Genomic DNA, 23,817 nt, shown 5'->3' on the forward strand with positions numbered 1-23,817 from the left:
GCTACGCTGCTGTGCCATGCCTGAGACGCGCCTCGACACCGCCCGGATCCGGGCGGCCCGCGAGATGATCGACCCGATCTTCCTCGACACTCCGCTCTACCGCTGCGAGGCGCTGGAGCCCGGCCTCGGGTGCGCGGTGAGCGTCAAGCTCGAAACGGCGAACCCGGTCCGGAGCTTCAAGGCCCGCGGCACCGAACTCGTGACGAGCGCGCTCGCCGCCGGCGGCTCGCGAGCCGTGGTGTGCGCCAGCGCGGGCAACCTCGGCCAGGCCCTCGCCTGGTCCGGTCGCGGCCGGGGGTTGGACGTCACCGTCGTGGCGTCCCGCTTCGCGCCCGCCGCCAAGCTTGATCGGATCCGCGCGCTGGACGCCAGGCTGGAGCTGGTGGACGGTGACTTCGACCTGGCTCGTGAGCGGGCGGCCGGCATCGCGCGGTACGAGGGGATCCGGCTGGTCGAGGACAGCCTGGACATCGAGACCTGCGAGGGCGCGGCGACCATCGGCCTGGAGCTGGCCGGCGCCGCGCCGTCGTTCGACGCCGTGCTCATCGCCCTCGGCGGCGGGGCGCTGGCCACCGGCGTGGGCCACGTGGTGAAGGACCTGGCCCCCGGCGTCGAGGTGATCTGCGTCCAGCCCGCGGGCGCGCCGGCGATGACCCTCTCCTGGCGGCAGCGGCGCGTCGTCACCACCGAGACGACCGACACCATCGCCGACGGCGTCGCCGGCCGGCTGCCGATCGCGGCCGTCCTGGACGACCTCCTCCAGGTCGCCGACGACGCCGTCCTCGTCCAGGAGACGTCGATCATCGCCGGCATGCGGCTGCTCCTCGACCATGCCGGCCTCGTCGTCGAACCGTCGGCCGCGCTCGGCATCGCGGCGATCCTCGAAGACCGTGACCGCTTCGCCGGCCGGCACGTGGTCACCATCGTGTGCGGCGGCAACGTCGACCCGGACGCCTACCGCCGCTGGACCGGCCCGGCTGCCCGCGAGTCCTGACTTCTCGCAGCAGCCCAGCGGGCGAGCGTCAGGCCTTGTCCATGTCGGGCTCCACACCCCCGCAGGAGACGCGCATGATCTGGTTCAGGGGCGAGTAATAGTTCGAGTCGTTGCGCGACCGCTCGTCGGCGAGCCGCGCGAACTCGCCAAGCGCTGGGTTTTCCGCGTTCTTCGCCATGTCGAGGACCTTGTGCCACTCATCCATCCGCGCCGCGTAGCCTTGCGGCCCGCTGTTGGCCACCAGCGTGAGCAGCGGACGCGCCTCACCGCAGATGTCAGAAGACGAAACGGTCGGGGCACCACAGGCGGACAGAGTGAGAGACATCAAGGCACAACCAGCTAAGGCGGCTCTCGTTTGGAGGGTTCGGGGGGACATGCGCTCCTCCTGACTCAATGACATGACAAAGGACCGGCCCCACGTTAGCGCTCGCAACCCACGCCCACAGCCGCATCGCCCCGTGCCCGGCGCTCACATACACCTGCTTCTCCGGCGCCTTGGACCGACCCCGCGACGGGCGCATCGCAGGCGGATCTCCCGCAGGCTATGGTTCGAGGGCTTGCCCTTTGAGTGTGGACGGTGATTGCGCTGCTCAGCGGTGTGGCCGACCCTTATGGTTACCGTATGTCATCCCCCCGGCACCGTATGCACCTCGCCGACCGCGTCAAGAGATTGGAATTGCGCGTGTTCGCCACCGGGACCGACGTCGCCGAACTCAAGACCGCCGTCAAGCAACTCCCGAGCACGATCCGTAAGGAGATCCTTGACTACACCGAGCCGGTCTTCGGCGAGATCATGGCCGGCCACGCCACGCTCCCCACGCGCAAGGATCTGCAGGGGGTGGAGCAGCGGCTGACCGAGAAGTTCGAGCACCGCTTCTCCGACCTGGATTCCCGCCTCGACGGCGTCGACACCCGCCTCGACCGCATGGATACCCGCCTCGACGGCGTCGATGCCCGCCTCGACCGCATGGATACCCGCCTCGACAGTGTCGATGCCCGCCTCGACCGCATAGACACCCGTTTGGACGGAGTAGATGAGCGACTCGACCGCATAGACACCCGCCTCGATCGCATGGACACCCGCTTCGACAGCATGGAGTCTCATCTCAGGCAGATCCTGGCCGTCCTCGGCAAGACGGAGAACTGATCGGCTCGGACGCCACCGGCCCGGCGGCAGAAGGCGAGCTCGTCGCGGGCTGAGGGTGTGTGCCACCTGGCTCCTTGTGGGCCGGGTTTTCTCATGCCCGCGGATGGCTGATCACTGTGGGGCGAAGGCGCGGAGGAAGGTGTCGACGGCCGCGTCCGCGATGCGGGCGAGGTCGTCGTCCGAGGGGGTTTCCAGGGGCCAGTGCAGGTCGGCGGGGCCGGTGAGGAGGGCGAGGAGCTGCTCGGCCGCCGTCGAGGGGTCGGCCGGGCGCAGGCGGCCCGCGAGGGTCAGGCGGGCGAGGCGGTCGGCGAGGGCTTCGGTGACGCGGTGGCCGGAGGGGCCTCGTACGAGGGAGAGCAGGTCGGGGAAGCGTGCCAGCTCGGCGTGGAGGAGGCGGCGGACGGCGCGGGAGCGGTCGTCGCAGTGGCAGCGGAGCAGGTCGAGCGCCACTTCCCGGAGGACCGGGCGGAGGTCGTCGCCGGGGTCGGTGAGGCGGTCCAGGGTGGCCAGGTGGCGGGCGACGGCGGTGCCGGCGGCGGCCGTCATCGCCTCGCGGAACAGGGTGGCCTTGTCGGTGAGGTGGTTGTAGACGGTGGGCTTGGCGACCCCGGCCTCGTCGGCGATCTCCTGGACGCAGGCCTGGTCGTAGCCGCGACGGGCGAAGACGGTGATCGCGGCGTCGAGGATGGCCTGCCGCTTGTCGATGCGGCCACGGGTGGTGGGCATGACGTCATTCTAGGTGCGTACTGAACTCATGGGTTCAGTGTTACTGACTAGGCTGTTAGATTGAACCAGTGAGTTCAAATTTGTCGCGATTGGTCGCGGTCGTCCTGCTGGGCGGGATGCTCGGCATTCTCAACAGCACGATGGTCGCCGTCGGGATCGACACCCTGGCCGCCGCGTTCGGCACGTCGCTCAGCGCGGTCGGCTGGGTGTCGACCGGGTTCCTGCTGGCCGTGACCGCCGCCATCCCGGTCACCTCGTGGGCCGTCGAGCGGTTCGGCGCGCGGCGGCTGTGGCTGTTCGGGCTGCTGGTGTTCCTCGCCGGGTCGCTCGGCGCGGGGCTGGCCTGGGACACCGGCGCTCTCATCGCCTTCCGTGCGGTCCAGGGGCTGGGCGCGGGAGTGCTCGACCCGCTGGTGCTCGTGCTGCTCGCCCGCGCGGCGGGGCCGCGGCGGGCTGGGCAGGTGATGGGGCTGATGGGCGTGGTGCTGTCGCTGGGTCCGGTGCTCGGGCCGCTGGCCGGCGGCGCGCTGCTGCAGGCGTTCTCCTGGCAGTGGATGTTCCTGCTGAACGTGCCGGTCGGGATGGTGGCCTACCTGCTGGCGCTACGGGTGATCCCGGCCGACGCCCCGCCGGCGGGGCGGCGTACCCGGCTGGACGTGACCGGCGTGGTGCTGCTCGCGCCCGGGTTCGCGGCGCTCATGCTGGCGCTGTCGCAGGCGGCCGAGCAGGCCGCGTTCGGGGTGTGGCAGGTGCTCGTCCCGCTCGCGGCCGGCACGGCCCTGCTGGCGGGGTACGGCCTGCACGCGCGCCGTGGACAGCCGCTGATCGACCCGCGGCTGTTCGCCCGGCGCTCCTTCAGCGCCGCCGTGTTGGTCATGGGGCTGGTCGGGCTGGCCACGTTCGCCACGCTGTTCGCGCTGCCGCTGTTCTTCCGGCAGGTGCACGGGGTGGGCGCGCTGGCCGCCGGGCTGCTGGTGGCGCCGGTCGGCGCGGGCGCCGCGGTGGCGATGCCGCTGGCCGGACGGCTGTCGGACCGGCTCGGCGCGCGCGGCCTGGCGCTGGGCGGCGCGGCGGTGGCGGCGCTCAGCGGGCTGGCCTTCACCCGGGTCGGTCCCGAGACCGGGTGGGCGTGGCCGGTGCTCGCGGGCTGCGCCATGGGGCTCGGGCTGGGCTTCGTCGGCGCTCCGACGATGGGCTCGCTCTACCGGCTGCTGCCCGCGCCGCTGATCCCGCAGGGCAGCGCCGTGCTGTACATGCTGAACCAGCTCGGCGCGGCGCTGGGCATCGCGGTGGTCACGCTCATCGTGCAGACCGCGGGCGATCCGCAACGCGGGCTGCGCGGCGTCTTCTGGTTCGCCCTCGCGATGGTCGTCGTGATCCTGGCGGCGGCCCCCCTGCTCCCCGGCCGCCCGGCCCCCGAGGCACGGGCGGCCCCGGAGCGGACGGGATCAGCCTGACGCGGCCACCGCCCCGGGAAGCGGTGGCCGGAGGAAAGACGTCAGAACCCCTGGGCCAGGCGGTAGTACGCCTGGTTCCAGCGGATCTCCTTGGCGAACTGGCGCGGGGTGGTGTCGGCGTCGATGACGAGGAGCTCGACGCCGAGCATCTCGGACAGGTCCGTCAGCTCCTCGACCCCGACGGCCGTGGACAGCACCGTGTGGTGCGGGGCGCCGGCGGTGAGCCAGGCCTCGGCCGAGGTGCGCAGGTTCGGGCGGGGCTGCCAGACCGCGCGGGCGACCGGCAGCGCGGGCAGCGGCTGCGGCGGCGCGACCAGGTCGATCTCGTTGGCCACCAGCCGGAACCGGTCCCCCATGTCCGCCAGGCCGACCACGACGCCCGGCCCGGGCGTGGCGTCGAACACGAGCCGGACCGGGTCCTCCCGGCCGCCGATGCCCAGCGGGTGGATCTCGCACGACGGGGTGCCGGAGGCGATCGTCGGGCAGACCTCCAGCATGTGGGCGCCGAGGATGAGCTCCTCGCCCGGCGTCAGGTGGTAGGTGTAGTCCTCCATGAACGAGGTGCCGCCGGGCGCCATCGCCTTGAGGGTGCGCAGCAGCACGGACGTCTTCCAGTCGCCCTCGCCGCCGAAGCCGTAGCCGTCGGCCATGAGCCGCTGCACCGCCAGGCCGGGCAGCTGGCGCAGCCCGCCGAGGTCCTCGAAGTTGGTGGTGAACGCCTTGAAGCCGCCGCTCTCCAGGAAGTGGCGCAGGCCCAGCTCGATCCTGGCCGCGTAGCGCAGCGACTCGCGCCGTTCGCCGAGCAGCTCGGGCGCCACCCGGTAGAGCTCCTCGTACTCCTTGATCAGCTTGTCGACGTCGGCGTCGGCGGCCGCGTCGACGGCCTCGACCAGGTCGTTCACCCCGTAGGTGTTGACCGAGACGCCGAAGCGGAGCTGGGCCTCCACCTTGTCGCCCTCGGTGACGGCCACGTCGCGCATGTTGTCGCCGAACCTGGCCAGCTTGAGCGTGCGCAGCTCGGCCAGGCCGGAGGCCGCGCGCACCCAGGACAGGACGCGCTCGGCCACGGCCGGGTCGCTGACGTGCCCGGCCACGGTCTTGCGGGCCACCCCGAGCCGGGTCTGGGCGTACCCGAACTCGCGGTCGCCGTGCGCGGCCTGGTTGAGGTTCATGAAGTCCATGTCGATGCTCGCCCACGGCAGCTCCACGTTGGCCTGCGTGTGCAGGTGGAGCAGCGGCTTGCGGAGCGCGTCCAGGCCGGCGATCCACATCTTCGCCGGGGAGAACGTGTGCATCCACGCGATCACGCCGGCGCAGGTGTCGTCGGCGTTCGCCTCCAGCATCACGCGCCGGATGGCGGCCGCGTCGGTCAGGACCGGCTTCCACTGCACGGGCACCGGCAGCGCCTCGGCGATGCGCCGCGACTGCTCGGCCACCTGCCGCAGCGTGTCTTCCCCGTACAGCCCCTGGCTGCCGGTCAGAAACCAGATGTTCAACGTGGACTCCTCTGTCCGTAGACGTTCTGGTAGCGGTCGTACAGGCGGTCGATGTGCTCCGGCTTGATCGGCAGAGGCTCGCCGAGCTGCCTGGCGACGTGGACGGTGCGGGCGACGTCCTCGCACATCACCGCCGCCTTCACCGCCGCCTTGGGGTCCTTGCCGATGGTGAAGACGCCGTGGTTCCGCATGAGCACGGCGGGCGAGCGGTGGCCGTCGAGCGTGGCCACGATGCCCTGGCCGATGGAGTCGTCGCCGATCAGCGCGAACGGTCCCACCGGGATGTCGCCGCCGAACTCGTCGGCCATCGCGGTCAGCACGCACGGGATCGGCTCGCCCCTGGCCGCCCACGCCGAGGCGTAGGTGGAGTGGGTGTGCACGACGCCGCCGACGTGCGGCATGTGGCGGTAGACGTACGCGTGCGCGGCGGTGTCGCTGGACGGCGCGTGGTCGCCCTCGACGAGGTTGCCGTCGAGGTCGCAGACGACCATGCTCTCCGGGGTCAGCTCGTCGTAGGAGACGCCGGAGGGCTTGATGACGAACAGGTCCTCGCCGGGAACGCGGCCGGAGACGTTCCCGGCGGTCCAGGCGACGAGGCCGTAGCGGACCAGTTCCGCGTGCAGGGAGGCGACCGTGGTCCTCATGAGGCGGCCTCGTTCCTGATGGCGCGCAGGGTGTGCAGCATGCGTCCGTCTCCGAAGTGGTCGTGCAGGTTGCGGTATTCGGCGTACAGCCGGTCGTAGGCGTCGGCCCTGGTCTGGTCGGGCACGTACGCGGCCTCGGTGCGCTTGCCCATGGCGGCGGCGGCCTTCTCGATGTCGGCGTAGACCCCGGCCGCGACGGCGGCGTGGATGGCCGAGCCGAGCGCCGGGCCCTGGTCGGAGCCGATGGCCGACAGCGGGCGGCGCAGCACGTCGGCGTAGACCTGCATGAGGAAGCGGTTCTTCAGCAGGCCGCCGGCCACGACGAACTCCTCGACCGGGACTCCGGCCTGTTCGAAGGTCTCCACGATCATGCGGGCGCCGAACGCGGTGGACTCGATGAGCGCCCGGTAGACGTCCTCGGGCCGGGTGGCGAGGGTCTGGCCGACGATGACGCCGGACAGGTTGTGGTCGACGAGCACGGAGCGGTTGCCGCCGAACCAGTCGAGCGCGACCAGGCCGTGCTGTCCGACGGCCTGCTGCTCGGCCAGCGAGGTCAGGTACTCGTGCGCGTTCATGCCCTGGGCCGCCGCCGCCTCCGCGTACCCGGCGGGGACGTGGGCGTCGGCGAACCAGGCGAAGATGTCGCCCACGGCCGACTGGCCGGCCTCGTACCCCCACAGGCCGGGCACGATGCCGTCGCGTACGACGCCGCACATGCCGGGCACCTCGGCGAGCCGGTCGCTGGGCATGATGTGGCAGGTGGAGGTGCCCATGATGGCGACCATCTGGCCGGGCCTGACGGCGTCGGCGGCGGCCGCGGTGACGTGCGCGTCGACGTTGCCCACGGCGACGGCGATGCCCTCGGGCAGGCCGGTCCAGGCGGCCGCCTCGGCGGACAGGGGGCCGGCGAGGCCGCCGAGCGGGGCGAGCGTGACGCCGCCGGTCTTCTCGCCGACCTGTCCGGTGGCGAGCTTGGCGGCGAAGCCGGAGAAGCCGGGGTTCAGCTCGGCGAGGAACTCCTCGGACGGGTAGCCGTCGTCCTGAAATATCCCCTTGTATCCGGCGGTGCAGATGTTGCGGCTCTCCACCCCGGTGAGCTGCCAGATGATCCAGTCGGCGGCCTCGATCCACCGGTCGGCCGCGGCGTACGTCTCCGGGTCCTCCTCCAGGACCTGCAGCGCCTTGGCGAACTCCCACTCGGAGGAGATCTTGCCGCCGTACCGGGGCAGCCAGCTCTCCCCGCGCCGGGCCGCCAGCTCGTTGATCCGGTCTGCGTGCGCCTGGGCGGCATGGTGCTTCCACAGCTTGGGCCAGGCGTGCGGCCGTTCGGGAGTGTGGAAGCAGAGGGGGGTGCCGTCGGCGGTGGCGGGCAGCACGGTGCAAGCGGTGAAGTCGGTGCCGATGCCGATCACGTCGTCGGCCTGGACGCCCGCCGCGGCGAGGGCGCCGGGCACGGCCACGCGGAGCACGTCGATCCAGTCCTGCGGCGACTGCAGCGCCCAGTCGGGGCCGAGCCGCACGCCGGAGCCGGGCAGCTCCCGCTCGATGACGCCGTGCGCGTACTCGTGGACGGCGCTGCCGAGCTCAGCGCCGTCGGACACGCGGACGACGACGGCACGCCCGGACAGCGTGCCGAAGTCCACTCCGACCACGAACTTGTTAGCGTTCACACTGATCTCCAGGGGATTCGTACGGGGCCTTGCGATATAACACGGCATATATCACGGCACCCGCGCGGCGGCAGCCGTGCTGGACCTGACGACGAAACCGGGCGGCACGACGAGGCGCTCACACGTGCCCGCCCCCGCGTCGAGCTGCCGGAGCAGCACCTCGATGCAGTGCCTGCCCACCTGGTCGAAGTCCTGCCTGACCGTGGTGAGCGGGGGCGAGAAGAACGCCGACTCGGGGATGTCGTCGAAGCCCACGACGCTGATCTGGTCGGGTACCTTCACTCCTTCCTCGGAGAGCGCGCGCAGCACGCCCAGCGCCATCTGGTCGTTGGCCGCGAAGACGGCGGTGACGCCGTCCATCGCGGCCAGGATCCGGCCGGCCGCGTAGCCGGCGTGCGGGCTCCAGTCGCCGGGCAGCGGCTCGGGCACCGGCCGGCCCGCCTCCTCCAGCGCGGCCCGCCAGCCCTCCAGCCGCCCCTCGGTCTCCAGCCAGTCGGGCGGGCCGGTGACGTGGTGGACGGTCCGGTGGCCCAGCTCCAGCAGGTGCCGGGTGGCGAGCCTGGCGCCCTCGGCCTGGTCGATGCAGACCACCGAGACGTCGCCGCGCAGGGTGCCCTCGACCGCCACCGCCGGGGTGCCCGACGGCAGGCTCTCCAGCGCCGGGCCCGCCGAGCGCCGCGGCGCCACCACCACGACCCCGTCCACGCCCTGCTCGGACAGGTAGTCGATGGCGTCGCGGACGCTGTCGACGTCGAGCGTCTTCAGGCTCACGATGCTCACGAAGTAGCCGGCCGTCCTGGCCGCCTGCTCGATGCCGTAGATCGTGCTGGCCGGTCCGTAGAGCGTGGTGTCGAAGCTGACCACGCCGAGCATCCGCGACCGCTTGGTGACCAGGGCGCGGGCGGCCAGGTTGCGGCGGTAGCCGAGCCTGGTGATCGCCTCCTCCACCCGGGCCCTGGTGTCGGGCCGGACGTTGGGATGGTCGTTGAGCACCCGGGAGACCGTCTGGTGCGACACGCCGGCCTCCCTGGCCACGTCGGCCATCACCGGAGGGCGGCGCTTGGATGGCGCTACCACGGTCTCTCCTTTCCAGCGGTACGGACGAGCGGGCGGACGATCAGGCGGCGGCGCCCGCGCGGCGCTTGGTCCACACGTCGAAGGCGACGGCGGCCAGCAGCACGAGGCCCTTGACGAGCATGACCCGCTCACTCGGCGAGCCGATCAAGGACATGCCGTTGTTGATCACGGCCATGATGAGACCGCCGGTGATGGCCCCGACCACCTTGCCGACGCCGCCCTGGACGGCCGCGCCGCCGATGAAGGCCGCGGCGATCGCGTCGAGCTCGAACATGTTGCCCGCGGTGGGTCCCGCCTGGTTGAGCCGGCCGGCGAAGATGACGCCGGCGATGGCCGCCAGCACGCCCATGTTGACGAAGATCCAGAAGACGACCTTCTTGACCTTGACGCCGGACATGACCGCGGCCTGCAGGTTGCCGCCGATCGCGTAGATCTGCCGGCCGAACACGGTCTTGTTGGCCAGCAGCGAGTAGCCCAGCACCAGCACCGCGAGCAGCACCAGCACCCAGGGCAGGTTCTTGAACCGGGCGAGCTGCACGACCAGGAACAGGATGAGCGCGGCCCCCGCGGCCATCTTGACCACGAACACCGCGAACGGCTCCACGGCCTGCCCGTAACCCGCCCTGGCCGTCCGGGTGCGCCACTGCGAGACGACCATGCCCGCGATGGCGACCAGCGCGACCAGCAGGCTGAACAGGTCGGCGCCGCCCAGCGGGCCGAGCCCGACGTTGCCGAGATAGCCGCTGGTGAACCCGTTGGCCAGGGTGCGGACCTGGTCGGGGAACGGGCCGATGCCCTGGTTGCCGAGCACGGTCAGGGTGAGCGCGCGGAACAGCAGCATGCCCGCCAGCGTCACGATGAACGCCGGGATGCCGAAGTAGGCCACCCAGTAGCCCTGCCAGGCCCCGATGAGGGCGCCCGCCGCGATCGTGATCAGCAGGGCCAGCGGCCATGGCACGCCCATGTTGACCATGAGCACGGCCGAGATCGCGCCGGTGACCGCCACCACCGAGCCGACCGACAGGTCGATGTGCCCGGCGATGATGACCAGGATCATCCCGATGGCGAGGATCAGGATGTAGGAGTTCTGGACGATGATGTTCGAGATGTTCTGCGGCGTGAGGAGCGCGCCGTCGGTGAGGACCGAGAACAGCGCGACGATCAGCGCGAACGCGATGTAGATGCCGCTCGACCGCAGGTTGAGCGAGAGTCCGCCCAGAGAGACGCGGCCGGGCCGCTTCGGCTCTTCCGGTTCGCCGCCCGTGGCGCCGGCCGCCACGGCGGCGGGCGTGGTGCTGCTCATCTGGACCTACTCCTGTCCCGTGGTCGTTGCTTGGGTCATCAGTTGCATGAGGCGTTCCTGCGTGGCTTCCCCTCGCGGCAGCTCACCGGTGATGCGCCCCTCGGAGAGCGCGTAGACGCGGTCGCACAGGCCCAGCAGCTCCGGCAGCTCCGAGGAGATCACCAGCACCGCCTTGCCCTCGTCGGCCAGCCGGTTGATGATCGTGTAGATCTCGTACTTGGCGCCGACGTCGATGCCCCGGGTGGGCTCGTCGAGGATGAGCACGTCGGGCTCGGTGAGGATCCACTTGGAGAGCACGACCTTCTGCTGGTTGCCGCCGCTCAGCTTGCCGACGACGCTCGACACGCTGGGCGCCTTGATATTCATGCTCTTGTGGAAGCGCTCGGCGACCGCGTACTCCTCGTGCTCGTTCACCCAGCCGCGCCGGGACAGCCCGCTCAGGCCGGCGGCGGAGACGTTGCGCTTGATGTCCTCGATGAGGTTGAGCCCGTACCGCTTGCGGTCCTCGGTGGCGTAGGCCAGGCCGTGCCTGATCGCGTCCTGCACGGTGCGGATCTCGACCGGCCGGCCGTTCTTGAAGATCTTGCCGGAGATGTTGACCCCGTACGTGCGGCCGAAGACGCTCATCGCCAGCTCGGTGCGCCCGGCGCCCATGAGGCCGGCCAGTCCGACGATCTCCCCGCGGCGCAGCGTGAGCGAGGCGCCGTCGACGACCTTGCGGCCGGGCTGGCTGGGGCTGTGGACGGTCCAGTCCTCGATGCGCAGCGCCTCCTCGCCGATCTTCGGCTCGTGCGGGGGGAAGCGGTTGTCGAGGGCGCGGCCGACCATCCCGGAGATGATCCGGTCCTCGGTCACCTCGTCGGCGGCCATGTCGAGCGTCTCGATGGTGCGGCCGTCGCGGATGATCGTGACGGAGTCGGCGATCGCGGTGACCTCGTTCAGCTTGTGGGAGATGATCACGCAGGTGATGCCCTCGTCGCGCAGCCCGCGCAGCAGGTCGAGCAGGTGCGCGGAGTCGTCGTCGTTGAGCGCCGCGGTGGGCTCGTCGAGGATGAGCAGCTTCACCTCCTTCGACAGCGCCTTGGCGATCTCCACGAGCTGCTGCTTGCCGACGCCGATGTCGGAGACGACGGTGGTCGGGTTCTCCCGCAGGCCCACCCGCTTCATCAGCAGGCCGGCCTCGTAGTTGGTGCGGTTCCAGTCGATGACGCCGCGCTTGGCGCGCTCGTTGCCGAGGAAGACGTTCTCGGCGATCGACAGCTGCGGGCTGAGCGCCAGCTCCTGGTGGATGATGACGATGCCGGCGTGCTCGCTGTCGCGGATGCCGCCGAACGCGCACCGCTCCCCGTCGAAGTGGATGTCTCCCTCGTACGTGCCGTGCGGGTAGACGCCGGACAGCACCTTCATCAGCGTCGACTTGCCGGCGCCGTTCTCGCCGCAGATGGCGTGGATCTCGCCGCGCCGCACGGACAGGTTGACGTCCTGGAGCGCCTTGACGCCGGGAAACGTCTTGGTGATCCCGGTCATCCGCAGAATGTGATCGGTCATGGTCGAAGCCCCTCGGTCAGGGGCTCCGGGGGACGGGCCGTCCCCCGGAGCGCCGGCGCCTACTTGAGCTGGTCCTCGGTGTAGTAGTCGCCGCCGATGATGATCTCTTCGTAGTTGGTCTTGTCGACGATCACCGGCTCGAGCAGGTACGAGGGAACGACCTTGTTGCCGTTGTCGTAGTCCTTCTCGTTGTTCACCTCGGGCTTCTGGCCCTTGAGCACGGCGTCGGCCATCTTGACGGTGGTCTCGGCGAGCTTGCGGGTGTCCTTGAAGATCGTCGAGTACTGCTCGTCGGCGATGATCGACTTGACCGAGGCGAGCTCGGCGTCCTGGCCGGTCACGACCGGGTAGGGCTGGCCGCTGGTGCCGTAGCCGCTGCTCTTGAGCGCCGACAGGATGCCGATGGACAGGCCGTCGTACGGGGAGAGCACGCCGTCGACCTTGGTGTCGCCGGTGTAGGTCTTGGTGAGGATGTCCTCCATGCGCCGCTGCGCGGTGGCCGGGTCCCAGCGGAGGATCGCGGCGGTCTTGAAGTCGGTCTGGCCGCTCTTCACCACGAGAGTGCCGTCGTCGATCTTCGGCTGGAGGATCGACATGGCGCCGTTCCAGAAGAACGTGGCGTTGTTGTCGTCGGGCGAGCCGCCGAACAGCTCGACGTTGAACGGGCCCTTCTCGCCCTTGTCCACGCCGAGGCCCTGGAGCAGGGAGGTGGCCTGCTGGACGCCGACCTTGAAGTTGTCGAAGGTGGCGTAGTAGTCGACGTTCGGGCTGTTACGGATCAGCCGGTCGTAGGCGATGACCGGGATGCTGTTGTCCGCCGCCTGCTGGAGCTGGGAGGTGAGCGCCGTGCCGTCGATCGAGGCCACGATCAGGAGCTTGGCGCCCTTGGTGATCTGGTTCTCGATCTGGTTGGCCTGGGTGGGGATGTCGTTCTCGGCGTACTGCAGGTCGACCTGGTAGCCGAGCGCCTCAAGCTGCTTCTTGACGTTGTCGCCGTCGTGGATCCACCGCTCCGACGACTTGGTCGGCATGGTGACGCCGACCAGCGCGCCGGCGTTGCCGTCGGCCGCGCCGGAGGACGCCTCGGCGTCGACGGTCTTCTGGCTGGAGCCGCAGGCCGTCATGGTGGCGGCGAGCGCGATCGCGGTGACCACGCCTCCGATCCGTCCCAACCTCATCGTGTGTGTCTCCTCGCTTGAAAGATCACGGCAGCGCGAGTCGCCAAGGCTGCCCATGAACGAAACGGTTCACCACAAGGGGGGATGAACCAGAACAAAACTCGCATCCGTTGACCAGGATTGTTATCGCTAACAACCATGGTGTCAACATCTGAGCGTAACCTCCTGGTAACGTTCACATGCACGCTCCTCGCAGGTCAGGACCGTGTTCGGGCCGAGAACAACCGCTGCAGCAGGATGAAGGCGAACAGCAGCATGCCGATGACGATCTTGGTCCACCAGGAGCTCAGCGTGCCCTCGAAACTGAGGACGGTCTGGATGAGGCCGAGCACCAGCACACCCAGCACGGTGCCCAGCAGGAAGCCGGTTCCGCCCGTGAGCAGGGTGCCGCCGATGACCACCGCCGCGATCGCGTCCAGCTCCATGCCGACCGCGTGCAGCCCGTACCCGGAGAGCATGTAGAACGACAGCACCACGCCGCCGAGCGCCGAGCAGAAGCCGGAGATCGTGTAGACCGCCACCTTCGTGCGGCCCACGGGCAGGCCCATGAGCAGCGCCGACTGCTCGCTGCCGCCGGTGGCGTAGACCGCCCGGCCCAGCCGCGTGTAGTGCAGCACGTACGCGGCCACCAGCACCACCACCGCCGCGATGATCACACTCGGCGAGATCCACATGTCGGCGACCAGGTCGATCCTGGTCTGCGCGAACGCGGTGAACGTGGGGTCGGTGATCGGGATGGACTCGGTGCCGATCGTGTAGCACAGCCCCCTGGCCAGGAACATCCCGGCCAGCGTGACGATGAACGGCTGGATGTCGAAGGCGTGGATCAGGTAGCCCATCACCAGGCCCAGTGCCGAGCCGACGAGCAGCACCAGCGGCACCACCACGTACGGCGGCCAGCCCGGCCCGGTCATCAGGCTCGCCGCGATCATCGTCGACAGCGCCACCACCGAGCCCACCGACAGGTCGATGCCGCCGGTGAGGATCACGAACGTCATCCCGACCGCCACGATCAGCAGGAAGGCGTTGTCGATGAAGACGTTCAGCACGATCTGCCCGGTGGCGAACCCCTCGTAGCGGATGCCGCCCGCCACGAACATGGCGACGAACAGGCAGGCCGTCACCAGCACCGGCACGTACTTGGCGGGGATCGTCCTGCCCCCGCCGAGGCTGAGCGTCGTCATGTGCTCACCCGTACTTTCTCCTCGGTCACGGGGCGGGGTGGAGCGGCCCGGCCGCGCCGGTGGAACACCTTGTCGCGGAAGGCCTGCGACTGGATCAGGCAGACCGCGGTCACCACGAGCGCCTTGAACAGCAGCGTGGTCTCCGGCGGCACGCCGATGGAGTAGATCGTCGTGGTCAGCGTCTGGATGATCAGCGCGCCGATCACCGTGCCGCCGAGCGAGAACCGGCCGCCGGCCAGCGACGTGCCGCCGATCACCACGGCCAGGATGGCGTCCAGCTCGATCCACAGGCCGGCGTTGTTGCCGTCGGCGCTGGACACGTTCGAGCTGATCATGAGGCCGGCCACGCCAGCGCACAGGGCGGCGAACGCGTACACCATGACGATGATCCCGCGCGCCCGGATGCCGGCCAGCCGGCTCGCCTCCGCGTTGCCGCCGACCGACTCGATGAGCATGCCGAGGGCCAGCCGCCGGGTGAGGAACGCGGTGATCGCCAGCACGGCGATCACGATGAGGATGCCGAACGGCACCGTCAGCAGGTAGCCGCCGCCGATGAGCTTGAAGGCGGGGTCGTTGACGGTGATGATCTGCCCGTCGGTGATGAGCTGGGCCAGGCCGCGCCCGGCCACCATGAGGATCAGGGTGGCGATGATCGGCTGGATGCCGACCGCCGCGACCAGGAACCCGTTCCAGGCGCCGAGCAGCGTGCACAGGCCGAGCGCCAGCGCCACGGCCGCGAACAGGCCCTGGTCCTGGCTGATCTGCAGGCAGGCGAGCGCCCCCGAGATGGCCACGATCGAGCCGACCGACAGGTCGATGCCGCCGGTCGCGATGACCAGCGTCATGCCCAGCGACACCAGGATCAGCGGCGCGCCGAACCGCAGGATGTCGATGAGGCTCCCGTACAGGTGGCCCTCGCGGAGCTGGATGGAGAAGAAGCCCGGCGTGAAGATCAGGTTGACCAGTAACAGCGCGGCCAGGACCAGGATCGGCCAGAGCAGACGGCGCATCAGGTCCTGCCTCCGCTCGCGATGGTCTCCATGATCACGTCCTTGGTCAGCTCGTCGTCGTTGGGCAGCTCGGCGATCATCCGGCGGTCGCGCAGCACCGCGACCTTGTGGCTGAGCCTCAGCACCTCCTCCAGCTCGGCGGAGATGAACAGCACCGCCACGCCGCCACCGGACAGCTCGGCGACCAGCCGCTGGATCTCCGTCTTGGCGCCCACGTCGATGCCGCGGGTGGGCTCGTCGAGGATGAGCAGCCGCGGCTCAAGGATCAGCCAGCGGGCCAGCAGCACCTTCTGCTGGTTGCCGCCGCTGAGGTTGCGCACCGGGATCTCCGGGTTGGGCGGGCTGATCCGCAGCGCCTTGACGTACTTGTCCACCAGCTCGTCCTGCTGCTCGCGGGGCACCGGCCTGGTCCAGCCGCGGGTGGCCTGAAGGGCGAGGACGATGTTCTCGCGGACGGTGAGGTCCTCGATGAGGCCGTCGCGCTTGCGGTTCTCCGAGCAGAAGGCGATCTTGTGGCCCATCGCGGCCCTGGGCGTGCGCAGTGTGACCGGCTCGCCGCCGATCGAGAGCTGCCCGGCGGCGTGGTCGGCGCCGAACAGCAGCCGGGCCACCTCGGTGCGGCCGGAGCCGAGCAGCCCGGCGAGCCCGACCACCTGGCCCTCGTGGATGGTCAGCGTGAACGGCTCGATCGCGCCCGGCCGGCCCAGATCGCGGGCCTCGACCAGCGGCGTGGCGAAGCTCCTCGCCTCGCCGTGCAGCTTGTCGAGCGCCTCCAGCTCCTGGCCGATCATCTTGGCGACCAGCTCGACCTGGCTGAGCTCGCGGGTGAGGTACTCCCCCACCAGCCGCCCGTTGCGCAGGATCGTCATCCGGTCGGAGATCTCGTACACCTGGTCCAGGAAGTGCGTGACGAACAGGATGGCGATGCCCTCGTCCTTGAGCCTGCGCATCACCTGGAAGAGCTGGCCCACCTCGTCGGCGTCCAGGCTGGAGGTGGGCTCGTCCAGGATGAGCACGCGGGCCTCGACGTCGAGCGCGCGGGCGATGGCCACCATCTGCTGGATGGCCAGCGAGTACGACGACAGCGGCGCCGAGACGTCCAGGTCCAGGTCCATCCGCGCCAGCAACTCCCGGGCGCGGGCCCGCATCCGCTGCCAGTCGATGCGCCCGAAGCGGCGCGGCTCGCGGCCGATGAGGATGTTCTCGGCCACCGACAGGTTCGTGCAGAGGTTGACCTCCTGGTAGACGGTGCTGATCCCGGCCTGCCTGGCCTCCAGCGGGCTGCCGAAGGCGACGGGATTCCCGGCCAGCTCGACGGCGCCCTCGTCGGCGGTGTGCACGCCGGTCAGCACCTTGATCAGGGTGGACTTGCCCGCGCCGTTCTCGCCCATGAGCGCGTGCACCTCGCCGGGCAGCAGCCGCAGGTCCACGCGGTCGAGGGCGCGCACGCCCGGGAACTCTTTGCCGATCCCGCTCATCCGCAGGATCGGCGCGGGTGCGTCCATCCGGCGCCCCCTCCCTTCCCGACCGGGCCGGCCACGCGGCCGGCCCGGTCGTCAGCGATCAGTACTGCCGGCTGGGCAGGGCCTCCTTGGCCTGCTCCTGGGTGAAGGTGGTCTCCTCCGTCACCACGCGGGCGGGTACGCTCTCGCCGGCGACGACCTTCTTGGCCAGGTCCATCAGCTGCGGGCCGAGCAGCGGCGAGCACTCCACGATGTAGTTGATCTTCCCGTCGGCGAGCGCCTGCATCCCGTCCTTGACGGCGTCGACCGTGATGATCTTGATGTCCTTGCCGGGCACCTTGCCCGCGCCCTCGATCGCCTCGATCGCACCCAGGCCCATGTCGTCATTGTGCGCGTAGAGCACGTCGATGTCCGGATGCGCCTTCAGGAAGGCCTCCATGACCTCCTTGCCCTTGGCCCTGGTGAAGTCGCCGGTCTGCGAAGCGATGATCTTGAACTTCGGGTCGGCGCCGATGACCTCGGCGAAGCCCGACTTGCGGTCGTTGGCCGGGGCCGAGCCGGTCGTGCCCTGCAGCTCGACGATGTTGACGGTGTCGGAGGCGTCCTTGTACTCCTCCACCAGCCACTGGCCGGCCTTCTTGCCCTCCTCGACGAAGTCGGAGCCGAGGAAGGTCTTGTACAGGGAGGTGTCCGCCGAGTCGACGGCCCGGTCGGTCAGGATGACCGGGATGTTGGCGCCCTGGGCCTCCTTGAGCACGGTGTCCCAGCCGGACTCGACGACCGGCGAGAAGGCGATGACGTCCACCTTCTGCTGGATGTAGGAGCGGATCGCCTTGATCTGGTTCTCCTGCTTCTGCTGGGCGTCGGAGAACTTGAGCGTGATGCCGGCTTCCTTGGCCGAGTCCTGGACGGACTTGGTGTTCGCGGTCCGCCAGCCGCTCTCCGCGCCGACCTGGGAGAAGCCCATGACGATCGCGTCGCCGCCGCCTCCTCCCGCTTCGGAGCCGCCGCCGCTTTCGGAGCCGCATCCCGCCAGGGTCGCCGCGGCGAGCCCGGCGACGACCAGCATCGAGATCCTCTTCAACACGTGGGGGGTGTCCTTTCTGAGTTGTGAGCGCTAACACCTGGGGCGTGCGAGCGCCGTCCTGCAAGTGGCCGGGCTCAGCGCCCGGCCGTGCTGACGCGGGGGACGAACATGGGTGGGACGACGAGCCGCCCGCTTGCCTGCGGCCCGCCGGCCTCGATCTGCCGCAGCAGCACCCCGATGCTGTGCCGCCCGACCGCGCCGAAATCCTGCCTGATGGTGGTGAGCGGGGGCGAGAAGAACGCCGACTCGGGGATGTCGTCGAAGCCGACGACGCTCACCTGGCCGGGCACTCTCACCCCCTTCTCCGTGAAGGCCCGCAGCACGCCCAGCGCCATCTGGTCGTTGGCCACGAAGACCGCCGTGACGCCGGCCATGCTGGCCAGGCTGCGCCCGGCCTCGTAGCCGGAGCGGGGGCTCCAGTCACCGGCCAGCGGCTCGGGCGCCTCCCGGCCGGCCCGTTCGAGCGCGGACCGCCAGCCGGCGACCCGTCCCTCGGCCTCCAGCCAGTCGCCCGGCCCGCGCACGTGCCAGACGGTCTCGTGGCCCAGGTCCAGCAGGTGCTGGGTGGCGAGCCTGCCGCCCTCGACCTGGTCCACGCAGACGACCGGCACCTCGCCGGCCTCGCCGCCCTCGACCGCGACCACCGGGATGTCGAGCGGCAGGTCGGCCAGCGCCTGGGCGGCCGACCGCTGCGGCGCGACCACCACGATGCCGTCGACGCCCTGGTCGGCCAGGTAGTCGAGGGCGTCGCGGACGCCGGTCTTGTCGATGGACTTGAGGCTGACGATGCTGATGAAGTAACCGGCCGCCCTGGCCGCCTGCTCGATGCCGTACACCGTGCTGGCCGGCCCGTAGAGCGTGGTGTCGAAGCTCACCACGCCCAGGGTCCTGGAGTGCTTGGTGACCAGCGCGCGGGCGACGAGGTTGCGGCGGTAGCCCAGCTTGTCGATCGCCTCCAGCACCCGGGTCCGGGTCTCGGTGCGCACGTTGGGATGGTCGTTGAGGACGCGCGAGACCGTCTGGTGGGAGACGCCGGCCTCCTTGGCCACGTCCGCCATCACCGGCGGGCGGCGTCCTCGGTCAACTCCCACGGCCGTGCTCCTTTCGGGCTTGGGACGACTGTGAACGTTAACAAGCCGGTCCGTCAAGGATCGTTTCGATTACGGTCGCGTTACGCGGCGGACTCTTGACGGGCCGCCGGACGCGCCCTTAACTAAGCGCTGTTGCTCATTGTTAACGCTAAACCTTGGTTGTTAGCGTTAACAAACCTCACCCCCCGAGGAGCTCCATGTGACCCGACTCGCCTTGGCCGTCATGCTCGTGGCGGGGCTGCTCACCGCGCCGGCGCACGCGCGGGCGGCGGAACCGGTCCCGGACGGCGCGGCCGTCGACCAGTTCGACGCCGGCGCGCTCGGCCCCGACTGGACCGTGCTTTCCCGCGACGACAGCCGGTGGTCGCTCACCGAGCAGCCCGGCTCGCTGCGCGTGCACGCCCTGCCCGGCGACACCTACCAGGGCACGAACACGGCCAGGAACCTCTTCCTCATGGACATCCCCGCCGGCGACTTCGAGGTGGTCACGAGCGTCCGCGCGCCGGTCGCGCTCGACTTCCAGAGCGCCGGCATCCTGGCCTGGCAGGACTGGGACAACTACGTGCGGACCGGGCTGGCCCACGTGGGCTCCGCCGGCGGGCAGGTGATCGAGACCGACACCGAGGTCGGCGCGGCCTTCACCGCGGCCTTCTCGGCCCGGCCCGGCTCCTCCGCCGAGATCGTCAAGCTGACCAGGACCGGCGCCGAGTTCGTCTCGTCCACCTGGGACGGCGCCACCTGGCAGGAGGCCTCACGGGTGACGGCGGACATCGACGTCAGGCAGGTCGGCCTGTTCGCGCTGGCCGCGCAGAACGGCACCTCGATGGCGGCCGACTTCGACTACTTCGCGGTCAAGGCGGCGCAGGGCCGGCCGGTGGCGCCCGAGGGCACGTTCACGCTCCGGCACGCGGGCGAGGACCCGTACCTGTCGGCCGACGCCTCCGGCGCCGTGCGGGCGACGGCGAAACCTCCGATGACCAGTCTCGCGCTGACGGCCGAGCCGGGCGGGCAGCTCAAGGACGCGGACACCGGGAAGTACCTGGAGGTCTTGGGCAGCCGGGTCCGCCTGGGCGCCACCGGATCGGCCTTCCAGCTCACCGACGCGGGCGGCGGCAAGGTCACGATCACCTCCGGCGACCGCCACCTCGCCGTCAGCGGAGGCAAACTCGTGGCCGCTCCCGGCGCGAACGGCCTCGCGCTCGGCCGAGGCGGCGGAGTGGCCGGTCCCAGCCCCGGCAAGTTCCGCGTCGAGGGCTACACCACCGGCGAGCTGACGGTCGACACCGGGGCAAAGGGCAAGAAGGTCGGCCGCGACCTGTACGGGGTCTTCTACGAGGACATCAACCACGCCGCCGACGGCGGGCTCTACGCCGAGCTGGTGCAGAACCGCTCGTTCGAGTTCGACCGGGTCGACGAGCCGAGCTACCACGGCCTGACCGCGTGGAGCGAGGTCGAGCGCGGCGGCACCGCCGCAGCGGCGGTCTCCGGCGAGCGGCCGCTCAACCCCGCCAACCGCAACTACCTGCGCCTGGAGGTGACCGGCGGCCCGGCCGGGGTGCTGAACGCGGGCTTCAACACCGGCCTGCCGCTGAAGCGGGGCGCGCGCTACGACCTGTCGTTCTGGGCCCGCCGCGACACCCCCGGCACGGTGACGGTGACCGTCGAGAGCGGTTCGGACGCGTACGGGAAGGCGGCCGTCAAGGTGCGGGCGGGCGGCTGGACCAAGTACGAGACCTCGTTCAGGGCGACCGGCACCACCGACGCCGGCCGGCTCGTGCTGCTGGCCCCGGAGGGCAGGACCGATCTCGACATGGTCTCGCTGTTCCCGCGTGAGACGTTCAAGAACCGGCCGAACGGCATGCGGGAGGACCTGGCCCGGCTGATCGCCGACCTGGAGCCGCGCTTCCTGCGCTTCCCGGGCGGCTGCGTGACCAATGTCGGCACGTACGACCCGTACAGCGAGAACCAGGACCGGCGGCGCATCTACCAGTGGAAGGAGACGATCGGCCCGGTCGAGGAGCGGCCGGCGAACTTCAACTTCTGGGGCTACAACCAGAGCTACGGGATCGGCTTCTACGAGTACTTCCAGTTCGCCGAGGACCTCGGGGCCGAGGCGCTGCCGGTGCTGTCGGTGGGCGTGAACGGCTGCGGCGAGAACCGGCCGCTGACCGACCCGGCCAAGCTGGACCGCTGGGTCCAGGACACGCTGGACCTGATCGAGTTCGCCAACGGGCCGGTCACCTCCCCCTGGGGGAAGAAGCGGGCCGAGCTGGGGCATCCCAAGCCGTTCGGGCTGGACTACATCGGGCTGGGCAACGAGGAGATCTATCCGGAGTTCTTCGACAACTACCCGAAGTTCGCGAACGCGATAAAGGCCAAATATCCGGATATTAAGATCATCAGTAACTCAGGGCAGACCTCGCAGGGCGCCTGGTTCGACCGGATGTGGCAGTTCGCCCGCGACCAGAAGGCCGACCTCGTCGACGAGCACTACTACAACAACCCCGACTGGTTCCTGACCAACAACCGGCGCTACGACTCCTACGACCGCGAGGGGCCGAAGGTGTTCGTCGGCGAGTACGCCTCGCGCGGCAACACGTTCTTCAACGCGCTGTCCGAGGCGTCCTACCTGACCGGCATCGAGCGCAACGCCGACGTGGTGGAGCTGGCAGCGTACGCGCCGCTGCTGGCCAACGTCGACTACGTGGACTGGACGCCGGACCTCATCTGGTTCGACAACGACGAGGCGTACGGGTCGCCCAGCTACCACGTGCAGAAGCTGTTCTCCACAAACGTCGGCGACACCGTGCTGCCGAGCGCGTTCGAGGGTACGAACCGGCCCGTCGAGGACATCTCCGGCGCGGTCGGGCTGGGCTCCTGGAACACCTCAGTCCGGTACGACGACGTCAAGGTCACGGCGGCCGACGGGACCGTCCTGCTGGAGGACGACTTCGCCGCTGGCTCCGCCCGGTGGCGGCCCGGCGCCGGCACCTGGGCCGTCCAAGATGGGGCGTACGCGCAGACGGCGCTCGTGGAGGACGCCCGGTCCACCGCCGGGTCGGCGGACTGGTCGAACTACACGATGGAGCTGACCGCCCGCAAGATCGGCGGGGCGGAGGGCTTCCTGGTGATGTTCGGGGTCCGCGACAGCGGAAACTTCTACTGGTGGAACCTCGGCGGCTGGAACAACACCCAGTCGGCGGTGGAGAAGGCGGTTAACGGCGCCAAGGCGTCGATCGCGACCTCCGCCACCACGATCGAGACCGGGCGCGACTACCGGCTGAAGGTGGAGGTGTCCGGCCGGAAGATCACGCTCTGGCTGGACGGGCAGAAGGTGAACGAGTTCACCGACCACGCCGTAGTGGAGCCGCTCTACCAGGTGGTCTCGAAGGACGCGAAGTCGGGCGACCTGGTGATCAAGGCCGTCAACGCGCAGGACACCGCCGTGCGCGGCACGGTGGACCTGGGCCGGGCGCGCGTCGGGCGCACGGCCACGGTCACCTCGCTGACCGGCTCGCCCTCGGACGTCAACTCCATCGCCGACCCGGACCGGATCGCGCCGGTGGAGCAACGGGTGACGGGCTTCTCCCGCTCGTTCGCCTACGACTTCCCGGCCCACTCGGTCACCTTCATCAGGCTGGGCGGGGACCGGTGAACCGGGCGGCCCGGGCGGGGGCACACGCCCGGGCCGCCCTCTCACATCCGGGCGGTGGAATCCCTGATGACGAGCTTGCAGTCCATCTTGTGGACCCCCGGCGTCGCCTTGCCGCCGATCGCCGCGAACAGGTGCTGGGCCGCCGTGCGCCCCAGCCGCTCCAGGCTGGGGTCGACGGTCGTCAGCGGCGGCCGGGTCTCGGCGGCCAGCACCTCCCAGTTGTCGTAGCCGACCACCGCGAGGTCGTCGGGCACCCGCCGCCCCAGCTCGCGGGCCGCCTCCACGAACCCGGCCGCGATCTGGTCGCTGCCGCAGAAGACCGCGTCGATCTCGGGGCCCGCCGTCAGCAGCATCTCGGCGGCGTGCCGCCCCCACCGCTGCGACCACGTGCCCCACAGCGTCTCCCCGGCCTGCGCCACCCCGGCCTCGCCGAGCGCCGCGGCCAGCCCTTCGGCGCGGTCGCCCGCGGCCTTGTAGTCGACCGGCCCGGTGACGTGCGCGATCCGGCGCCGCCCGAGCGCGAGCAGGTGGCGCACCGCGAGCATCGCCCCGCCCACGTCGTCGGGCACGAACGAGACGTCCGACGGATCCTCCGACGGCCCGTACGCGTACACGACCGGCACCGGCAGGTCCTTGCTCACCGAGGGCCGCGGGTCGGTGCTCTCCCCCACCACGATCAGCCCGTCGACGCGCCGCGACAGCAGCGCCCGCAGGTGGTGCTGCTCCCTGATCGCGTCGCCGCGGGCGTCGCACAGCAGCACCGCCATCTCCCCCGCGCCGAACGCGTCCTCCGCGCCGAGCAGCACCGGGATGCTGAACCGGCCGGCGCTGTCGGAGGTGAGCAGCCCCACCGTGCGGGTCTGTCCGGACAACAGCCCGCGCGCGAGCGGGCTCGGCTGGAACGCCAGCTCCTCCGCGGCCGCCAGCACCCGCTGCCGGGTGGAGGCCCGCACGTCCTGCCGCCCGTTGAGCGCCTTGGACGCCGTGGCGACCGACACCCCCGCCAGCGAGGCCACGTCGTTGATGGTCGCCCGCCTAACCGCCATCTCTCGAAACCCTTTTCTCTCACCGATCAGCTAGATAAGAC

General features: G+C 70.4%; 19 protein-coding genes. 4 read left to right on the plus strand and 15 right to left on the minus strand.

Annotated features, from left to right (window positions below; translation table 11 throughout):
- The first annotated feature begins 16 nt into the window (after positions 1 to 16).
- The gene (locus tag ABD999_RS40320; protein WP_271277117.1) at positions 17 to 994 is read left to right on the plus strand and encodes a threonine ammonia-lyase; all 978 of its coding nucleotides are present in this window, start codon (positions 17 to 19) and stop codon (positions 992 to 994) included.
- 28 nt (positions 995 to 1,022) lie between these two features.
- Here ABD999_RS40320 and ABD999_RS40325 read toward each other — a convergent pair whose 3' ends face one another.
- Positions 1,023 to 1,319, minus strand: a complete 297-nt coding sequence (locus tag ABD999_RS40325) for a hypothetical protein (RefSeq protein ID WP_271277118.1) — start codon at positions 1,317 to 1,319, stop codon at positions 1,023 to 1,025.
- A 252-nt stretch (positions 1,320 to 1,571) separates the two neighbouring features.
- Between ABD999_RS40325 and ABD999_RS40330 the strand changes: the two genes are divergently transcribed.
- Entirely contained in the window at positions 1,572 to 2,141 is a 570-nt protein-coding gene (locus ABD999_RS40330) for a hypothetical protein (protein ID WP_271277119.1), read from the plus strand.
- Between the two features lie 111 nt (positions 2,142 to 2,252).
- On the opposite strand, the gene ABD999_RS40335 is transcribed toward ABD999_RS40330, so the two are convergent.
- The gene (locus ABD999_RS40335; RefSeq protein ID WP_271277120.1) at positions 2,253 to 2,867 is read right to left on the minus strand and encodes a TetR/AcrR family transcriptional regulator; all 615 of its coding nucleotides are present in this window, start codon (positions 2,865 to 2,867) and stop codon (positions 2,253 to 2,255) included.
- Between the two features lie 80 nt (positions 2,868 to 2,947).
- On the opposite strand from ABD999_RS40335, the gene ABD999_RS40340 reads away from it, so the two are divergent.
- A complete protein-coding gene (locus ABD999_RS40340; RefSeq protein WP_271277121.1) occupies positions 2,948 to 4,324 on the plus strand; it encodes a DHA2 family efflux MFS transporter permease subunit in 1,377 nt (458 codons plus the stop codon).
- Positions 4,325 to 4,365: 41 nt separating this feature from the next.
- Here the strand turns inward: ABD999_RS40340 and araA are convergent, their stop codons facing one another.
- From araA to ABD999_RS40400, 12 genes are all read right to left on the minus strand, one after another.
- Positions 4,366 to 5,820 (minus strand): L-arabinose isomerase, encoded by a 1,455-nt coding sequence (gene araA, locus ABD999_RS40345; protein ID WP_148030079.1) that lies wholly within the window; start codon positions 5,818 to 5,820, stop codon positions 4,366 to 4,368.
- Positions 5,817 to 6,464 (minus strand): L-ribulose-5-phosphate 4-epimerase, encoded by a 648-nt coding sequence (locus ABD999_RS40350; protein ID WP_148030078.1) that lies wholly within the window; start codon positions 6,462 to 6,464, stop codon positions 5,817 to 5,819. Before ABD999_RS40350 ends, araA begins: the two co-directional genes overlap by 4 nt.
- Entirely contained in the window at positions 6,461 to 8,116 is a 1,656-nt protein-coding gene (gene araB, locus ABD999_RS40355) for a ribulokinase (RefSeq protein WP_271277127.1), read from the minus strand. Before araB ends, ABD999_RS40350 begins: the two co-directional genes overlap by 4 nt.
- Positions 8,117 to 8,185: 69 nt before the next feature.
- On the minus strand, positions 8,186 to 9,178 hold the full coding sequence (locus ABD999_RS40360) for a LacI family DNA-binding transcriptional regulator (protein ID WP_271277128.1): 993 nt from the start codon (positions 9,176 to 9,178) through the stop codon (positions 8,186 to 8,188).
- Positions 9,179 to 9,251: 73 nt separating this feature from the next.
- Complete coding sequence (gene mmsB / locus ABD999_RS40365; RefSeq protein ID WP_222708857.1) at positions 9,252 to 10,514, minus strand: multiple monosaccharide ABC transporter permease; 1,263 nt, start codon at positions 10,512 to 10,514, stop codon at positions 9,252 to 9,254.
- 6 nt (positions 10,515 to 10,520) lie between these two features.
- Positions 10,521 to 12,062, minus strand: a complete 1,542-nt coding sequence (mmsA, locus tag ABD999_RS40370; protein ID WP_271277122.1) for a multiple monosaccharide ABC transporter ATP-binding protein — start codon at positions 12,060 to 12,062, stop codon at positions 10,521 to 10,523.
- Positions 12,063 to 12,121: 59 nt separating this feature from the next.
- Positions 12,122 to 13,240 (minus strand): multiple monosaccharide ABC transporter substrate-binding protein, encoded by a 1,119-nt coding sequence (gene chvE / locus ABD999_RS40375; RefSeq protein WP_271277123.1) that lies wholly within the window; start codon positions 13,238 to 13,240, stop codon positions 12,122 to 12,124.
- Between the two features lie 197 nt (positions 13,241 to 13,437).
- On the minus strand, positions 13,438 to 14,424 hold the full coding sequence (yjfF, locus tag ABD999_RS40380; RefSeq protein ID WP_148030074.1) for a galactofuranose ABC transporter, permease protein YjfF: 987 nt from the start codon (positions 14,422 to 14,424) through the stop codon (positions 13,438 to 13,440).
- Positions 14,421 to 15,434: an ABC transporter permease gene (locus ABD999_RS40385; RefSeq protein WP_148030073.1), complete on the minus strand. Its 1,014-nt coding sequence runs from the start codon at positions 15,432 to 15,434 to the stop codon at positions 14,421 to 14,423. The genes yjfF and ABD999_RS40385 overlap by 4 nt, the downstream gene beginning before the upstream one ends.
- Entirely contained in the window at positions 15,434 to 16,939 is a 1,506-nt protein-coding gene (locus tag ABD999_RS40390; RefSeq protein ID WP_271277124.1) for a sugar ABC transporter ATP-binding protein, read from the minus strand. The genes ABD999_RS40385 and ABD999_RS40390 overlap by 1 nt, the downstream gene beginning before the upstream one ends.
- Before the next feature lie 58 nt (positions 16,940 to 16,997).
- The gene (locus ABD999_RS40395) at positions 16,998 to 17,984 is read right to left on the minus strand and encodes an ABC transporter substrate-binding protein (protein ID WP_271277125.1); all 987 of its coding nucleotides are present in this window, start codon (positions 17,982 to 17,984) and stop codon (positions 16,998 to 17,000) included.
- Between the two features lie 74 nt (positions 17,985 to 18,058).
- Complete coding sequence (locus ABD999_RS40400; RefSeq protein ID WP_148034373.1) at positions 18,059 to 19,042, minus strand: LacI family DNA-binding transcriptional regulator; 984 nt, start codon at positions 19,040 to 19,042, stop codon at positions 18,059 to 18,061.
- A 232-nt stretch (positions 19,043 to 19,274) separates the two neighbouring features.
- On the opposite strand from ABD999_RS40400, the gene ABD999_RS40405 reads away from it, so the two are divergent.
- The gene (locus ABD999_RS40405) at positions 19,275 to 22,730 is read left to right on the plus strand and encodes an alpha-L-arabinofuranosidase C-terminal domain-containing protein (protein ID WP_345483180.1); all 3,456 of its coding nucleotides are present in this window, start codon (positions 19,275 to 19,277) and stop codon (positions 22,728 to 22,730) included.
- A gap of 41 nt (positions 22,731 to 22,771) precedes the next feature.
- Here ABD999_RS40405 and ABD999_RS40410 read toward each other — a convergent pair whose 3' ends face one another.
- Positions 22,772 to 23,776 carry a LacI family DNA-binding transcriptional regulator gene (locus ABD999_RS40410; RefSeq protein WP_148030069.1) on the minus strand — a complete coding sequence of 335 codons (1,005 nt, stop codon included), beginning with the start codon at positions 23,774 to 23,776 and terminating at the stop codon, positions 22,772 to 22,774.
- Positions 23,777 to 23,817: the final 41 nt, after the last annotated feature.

Origin of the sequence: Nonomuraea ferruginea, assembly GCF_039540635.1 — a bacterium.
GTDB lineage: Bacteria > Actinomycetota > Actinomycetes > Streptosporangiales > Streptosporangiaceae > Nonomuraea > Nonomuraea ferruginea.

What these genes read in the sequence shown, in the direction of transcription:
- ABD999_RS40385 (WP_148030073.1), bottom strand. Translation starts at nt 15,434, where the DNA reads ATGCGCCGTCTGCTCTGGCCGATCCTGGTCCTGGCCGCGCTGTTACTG.
- mmsB (WP_222708857.1), bottom strand. Translation starts at nt 10,514, where the DNA reads ATGAGCAGCACCACGCCCGCCGCCGTGGCGGCCGGCGCCACGGGCGGC.
- ABD999_RS40335 (WP_271277120.1), bottom strand. Translation starts at nt 2,867, where the DNA reads ATGCCCACCACCCGTGGCCGCATCGACAAGCGGCAGGCCATCCTCGAC.
- mmsA (WP_271277122.1), bottom strand. Translation starts at nt 12,062, where the DNA reads ATGACCGATCACATTCTGCGGATGACCGGGATCACCAAGACGTTTCCC.
- chvE (WP_271277123.1), bottom strand. Translation starts at nt 13,240, where the DNA reads ATGAGGTTGGGACGGATCGGAGGCGTGGTCACCGCGATCGCGCTCGCC.
- ABD999_RS40390 (WP_271277124.1), bottom strand. Translation starts at nt 16,939, where the DNA reads ATGGACGCACCCGCGCCGATCCTGCGGATGAGCGGGATCGGCAAAGAG.
- ABD999_RS40360 (WP_271277128.1), bottom strand. Translation starts at nt 9,178, where the DNA reads ATGGCCGACGTGGCCAGGGAGGCCGGCGTGTCGCACCAGACGGTCTCC.
- ABD999_RS40320 (WP_271277117.1), top strand. Translation starts at nt 17, where the DNA reads ATGCCTGAGACGCGCCTCGACACCGCCCGGATCCGGGCGGCCCGCGAG.
- ABD999_RS40325 (WP_271277118.1), bottom strand. Translation starts at nt 1,319, where the DNA reads ATGTCTCTCACTCTGTCCGCCTGTGGTGCCCCGACCGTTTCGTCTTCT.
- yjfF (WP_148030074.1), bottom strand. Translation starts at nt 14,424, where the DNA reads ATGACGACGCTCAGCCTCGGCGGGGGCAGGACGATCCCCGCCAAGTAC.
- ABD999_RS40350 (WP_148030078.1), bottom strand. Translation starts at nt 6,464, where the DNA reads ATGAGGACCACGGTCGCCTCCCTGCACGCGGAACTGGTCCGCTACGGC.
- ABD999_RS40400 (WP_148034373.1), bottom strand. Translation starts at nt 19,042, where the DNA reads ATGGCGGACGTGGCCAAGGAGGCCGGCGTCTCCCACCAGACGGTCTCG.
- ABD999_RS40410 (WP_148030069.1), bottom strand. Translation starts at nt 23,776, where the DNA reads ATGGCGGTTAGGCGGGCGACCATCAACGACGTGGCCTCGCTGGCGGGG.